This is a genomic window from Cloacibacillus sp. An23, assembly GCF_002159945.1.
Lineage (GTDB): Bacteria > Synergistota > Synergistia > Synergistales > Synergistaceae > Caccocola.
Window position 1 is genome coordinate 1 of sequence record NZ_NFJQ01000022.1, and the last position, 4606, is coordinate 4606.

General features: G+C 51.8%; 5 protein-coding genes. All 5 read left to right on the forward strand.

The features are described 5' to 3' along the window. The coding region (locus B5F39_RS13830) for an S-layer homology domain-containing protein (RefSeq protein WP_239391313.1) at positions 1–1425 on the forward strand (1425 nt) is incomplete at its 5' end. Positions 1426–1667: 242 nt separating this feature from the next. Then, positions 1668–2438, forward strand: coding sequence for a hypothetical protein (locus B5F39_RS13835; RefSeq protein WP_239391315.1), 771 nt, complete (start codon positions 1668–1670; stop codon positions 2436–2438). Positions 2439–2742: 304 nt separating this feature from the next. Then, positions 2743–2961 (forward strand): helix-turn-helix domain-containing protein, encoded by a 219-nt coding sequence (locus B5F39_RS13840; RefSeq protein WP_087368713.1) that lies wholly within the window; start codon positions 2743–2745, stop codon positions 2959–2961. Further along, positions 2954–3286: a HipA N-terminal domain-containing protein gene (locus B5F39_RS13845; protein ID WP_087368715.1), complete on the forward strand. Its 333-nt coding sequence runs from the start codon at positions 2954–2956 to the stop codon at positions 3284–3286. The genes B5F39_RS13840 and B5F39_RS13845 overlap by 8 nt, the downstream gene beginning before the upstream one ends. Further along, positions 3283–4245, forward strand: coding sequence for a HipA domain-containing protein (locus B5F39_RS13850; protein WP_087368717.1), 963 nt, complete (start codon positions 3283–3285; stop codon positions 4243–4245). Before B5F39_RS13845 ends, B5F39_RS13850 begins: the two co-directional genes overlap by 4 nt. The last annotated feature ends 361 nt before the right edge of the window (positions 4246–4606 follow it).

Consider the following 4606-nt stretch of genomic DNA (forward strand, 5'->3'; position numbering starts at 1 on the left):
CAGCCGGCGACTCGTTATGAGATGGCGTCGATAGTGGCGCGCGCTCTCGTGACGGTGGACGCTGAAAAGGCCAGCAAGCAGGATATGGAACTCCTCAAGAAGCTCGTCATGGAATTCAAGGATGAGCTCGACGCCCTCGGCGTGAAGGTCGATTCGCTCGACAAGCGCGTCGCGGTGCTCGAGGACCGTCTCGGCGGATGGAAAGTGAACGGTCAGTTCTGGTTCGACGCCCGCTTCGCGAGCAACGATGACTCCGACCACAACTCTTACGGCTTCACCGGCAACGGCGCGAACGATGAAAATCAGTTCGGCTTTGCCTATGCCCGTATGATGGTCACGAAGTACATCGACGACAACACGTTCTTCTTCTTCCGCGCCCGCTTCAACGACGGCTCCGGCGACCTTGACAACTGGTTCATGGATCGTTTCTATGTCCGCACGAAGCTTCCGTGGGACATCACCTTCACCGTCGGACGTCAGTACAGCGACTGGGAAGGCGATGCTGAGCTCTATCGCGCTCTCGTCGGCGACAACGAAGGCGGCGTCTGGAAAGACCAGAAATACGATGGCTTCAACTTCCAGAAGAGCTTCGGTATGCTTGACGCCGAACTCCTTATCGGACGCAATGATAACATGATTTCCGATAAGTATTCTTACTATGATGGAACCTTCACCAACGGAGACCCTGATAGCGTTGCTAATGATAATGCCTTCATGGAGTACGGTCTGAGACTCCAGGCGAATTTCAGCGAGAACTTCTACCTCGGCCTCATGGGCCTCTACTTCGATGCTGATGAAGTAGACCTCAGCGATGCCGTTGAGCAGAACGGACAGCTCGGAAAATACATCGTCGGTGATGCGCTTGACCTCCAGCAGTACGGTGCGTACCTCAGCTACAGCTTCACCCCGTCAGTAGCTCTCCGCGGTTACTACTACTTCCAGGATCTCGACGACGGCTGGATCGGCGCCGCGACGGAAGACAGCCCGCAGACATGGAGCGTCCTCCTCGACCTCAAGCAGGATCTCCTCAAGTTCACCTCGCTGTGGGTGCAGTATATCGAGCAGGACAACACCTGGGTCGGACCGAGAGCTTCTACGCAGTACCCGGCGATATTCACGCCTGGCGAGGCCTACCCGATCACCGGCGACGGCACCAACAAGACCTTCATGGTCAACGCCTATCAGCAGTGGGGCGAGAGCAAGTGGAGCAGCTTCATCCAGTACATGACCACCGACTGGGATCAGAGCGGCTGGGATGACACTGATCAGTACACGATCGGTATCGGTTACCAGTACACCCCGCAGATCAAGTTCTGGCTCGCCTATAACTACATCGACTACGGTGATAAAGCGTTCCAGAATTCCGGTCAGAAGTATGACGGTGGCGAGAGCGTAATCCTCTTCCGTACCGCGATCGACTTCTAATTCAGCCTAGCTGATAACTTGAGAGAGACCCGAAAGGGTCTCTCTTTTTCTAGGCATACAAGCCGCCTATAGGCCGTTGAGCCTTTAATAATCGGCACCAGCTCTATCGAAGAACACGCAGCATCAAATTTAAGTCCAACTACTAAAAATAAAATTTAATACTTCTAATTTTTTAGGCACTAGACTAAAAAATAGAATAATCACCACTATCACGACATCCACCACAACAGGAGGATTCAACATTGACTAAGCACAGGATATCCTTATGGATAAAAATCCTAACAATAGCGGCGTTATTCACCGCGATATGCGCAACTGCCTACGCGGCGGCAATCGACAATATTCTCCTTCGCTGGCGTAAGACGATGACGTTTACGGAGAACACGAGTAATCTGACCGTCGCCATAACATACTATTCCGCTGAGCTCGTGGAAGCAGAGATACAGGCTGAGGCGGAGAAAAACCTCTGGACGCAGGACGAGCTTGAGCGTTATAAATACCGCTATCTGAATATGCTCAACCTAAGCGAAATGATTCCGATAAAGGTTGAATTTGTAAACAACGGCCCGACGATGCACCCTGGGCCTTTCGATAAGATGATAGAGATGAGAATCGGCAGTAAGACATACGAGCCTGTAGATTACGACAAGCGCCTAAATTTCCCATTCCAGGGAGAGAGGGACGGCCTTGTCTTCTTCAACAGGTTCGACCCCAAAACTGGTAAAAACCTGCTTGAGGGGCAGAATCGAGTAACTATCACGCTGAGTTCCGGCATAAGCACGCTAATGGCATCGCGCAACAGGACCCCTCGTTTCTTCTGGGACATAAAGAACGACGACCCGAGCAAGCTCTACGCTGGACAGACCGCGGCGCGGCTTGAGACCGACCGTCTTATCAAGCGCCTTGAAAATCTGCGCAAGGACAGAGCGGATGAAGCCGCGCGCCTCAAGGCTATCGACGACGAAATCAGCACCGTACAGTCAAGGCTCGACGAGCTAGCCGCTATTCAGTAACAAACGCCAGTCATCCGCAACGGCAATATCTCAGGCCCGGGGCAAACGCTCCGGGCCTGTGTCGTATGTATTGGTGTCGCGCGGCGTAGAGCAGACGTCTGCCTTACGACAGATACATGGCGACAAAGCGTCTTTTTATCCTCATTCCTCATTATTTGAACTACTGTAATACTTCAAGCAAGACGTTCCGCCGCTGCCTTTTCATCGCCATATAGAGCGCATTTCCTAAATTTGTTGTTTTTATACCATATCGGGGATATAATGCTAATAACAATATATACAGTACCCGTTCGGGGATGATTTTATGGAGTGTACAAAGCTTTCGAAGGTGGTTAAGGAAAATAGAAAGCGCCTGCACCTGACACAGTGTGAAGCTGCGGAGCGTGCTGGGGTGGGGCTGCGCTTTATCCGCGAGCTTGAGGCAGGGAAGAAAACGCTGCGCATGGACAAGGTGAACGACCTTCTGTTTCTCTTCGGGCTAGAGCTCGGGGCAGTGCCGCTGGAGCGCGATTCCGATGAGTAGCTTTCGGCGTTGTACCGTGCTGTTCTTCGGCAAAACGGTCGGGGAAATCGTCGAGAACGAGGACGGATACACGTTCGCATACTCGGGAGAATATCTGGCGGACGCGGACGCGCGGGCCATAAGCGTCACGCTTCCTCTTCGTGAAGAGCCTTTCTGCACAAAGACGCTTCATCCTTTTTTCGACGGGCTCATTCCTGAGGGCTGGACTCTGGATATAATTACAAAAAACTGGAAAATCGACCCTCGCGACCGCATGGGACTGCTGTCGGCCTGCTGCCGCGACTGCGTCGGCGCGGTCTCCATAATTTCCGGCGAGGCGGAATGATGAACCGGTGCCTTTATTGCTATAAAGAGCTTGAACACGGTTCATATCATCCGTCATGCTCAAAAAAACTTTTCGGAACGGCGGAGCCGCCGAAGCTTGAATACACTCTTGAGGGGCTGTACCAAAAAGCGCGCGAAAGCATAATATCGAGCGCCGCAGTTCCTGGGGTTCAGCCTAAAATGTCGATGGCGAAAATTTCGCAGGACGGCACGGACAAGCTGACGTTCGTCGGGCTGTGGGGAGACTACATAATCAAGCCTCCAGCGCCGGGCTATGAGGCTCTGCCGGAGAACGAAGCGGCGACGATGAAAATGGCGGAGGCGGCCGGAATAGCTGCGGCGCCCTCAGCGCTTCTGCCGCTCGCGTCCGGCGAGCTCGTCTACATCACGCTGAGGATGGACAGGGCGGTGATAAAGTCAGGACGCAAAATAAGCCGGATGCGCCACATGGAAGACTTCTGCCAGGCGACGGAGCACATGACGGAAAACAAATATATCGGCTCGATGGAGCTCGTCGCGAAAACGCTCCGCCGTTTCTCGTCAGCGCCTGGGCTTGATTTGTCCGTGCTCCTTGACATGACGTTGTTCATATTCCTAACAGGAAACGGCGACATGCATCTCAAAAATTTCTCGCTGCTCCACGAAAACGGCGAACGCCGCCTCGCCCCGGCGTACGATATGCTCTCTACGCGCCTGGTCATCTCCGAAAGGGACGACCCAGAAGAATTCGCGTTGACCATCAACGGCAAAAAAAGCAACCTAAAGCCGAAGGATTTCATAAAATTCACGGAATCGGCGAAGCTGAATGAGAAGCAGTACAACAACGCGGCAGCCAGGCTGAAAAAGCGGCTCCCAGACATACTGGAAACGCTTGACGCGAGCTTTCTGCCGGATAAACAGAAAAAAGAATACGCAGGACTCATCATGGAAAGAGCGGCGAGATTAGAAATTCTCCCCTAACGGGTATAATACATTGATAAAAGTCAAAAAGCGGCACGTAAGGGTATAAAAAAATACTTATGAACATAAGTGATTTTCGCGCCACCAAGATAAAAACTCTATACACTCTATATAAAGACCCGTGGAAAAGAAATGTCGAAACGCTGTTCACGCATTCGCCGTGTGTAATGGCTGTGTAACAGCACTTAAAAATAAATTCTTTCAGTCAGTGAATTTATAAAAAAATAACTGAGTATAAGCCTTAATGATAGCTATATGACTACCAATAAACTTATAGATATATGTATAGTTTTTAAATCGCATTCAAGGGTGCCCAGCCGGCGACTCGTTATGAGATGGCGTCGATAGTGGCGCGCGCTCT

What these genes read in the sequence shown, in the direction of transcription:
- B5F39_RS13840 (WP_087368713.1), top strand. Translation starts at nt 2,743, where the DNA reads ATGGAGTGTACAAAGCTTTCGAAGGTGGTTAAGGAAAATAGAAAGCGC.
- B5F39_RS13845 (WP_087368715.1), top strand. Translation starts at nt 2,954, where the DNA reads ATGAGTAGCTTTCGGCGTTGTACCGTGCTGTTCTTCGGCAAAACGGTC.
- B5F39_RS13850 (WP_087368717.1), top strand. Translation starts at nt 3,283, where the DNA reads ATGATGAACCGGTGCCTTTATTGCTATAAAGAGCTTGAACACGGTTCA.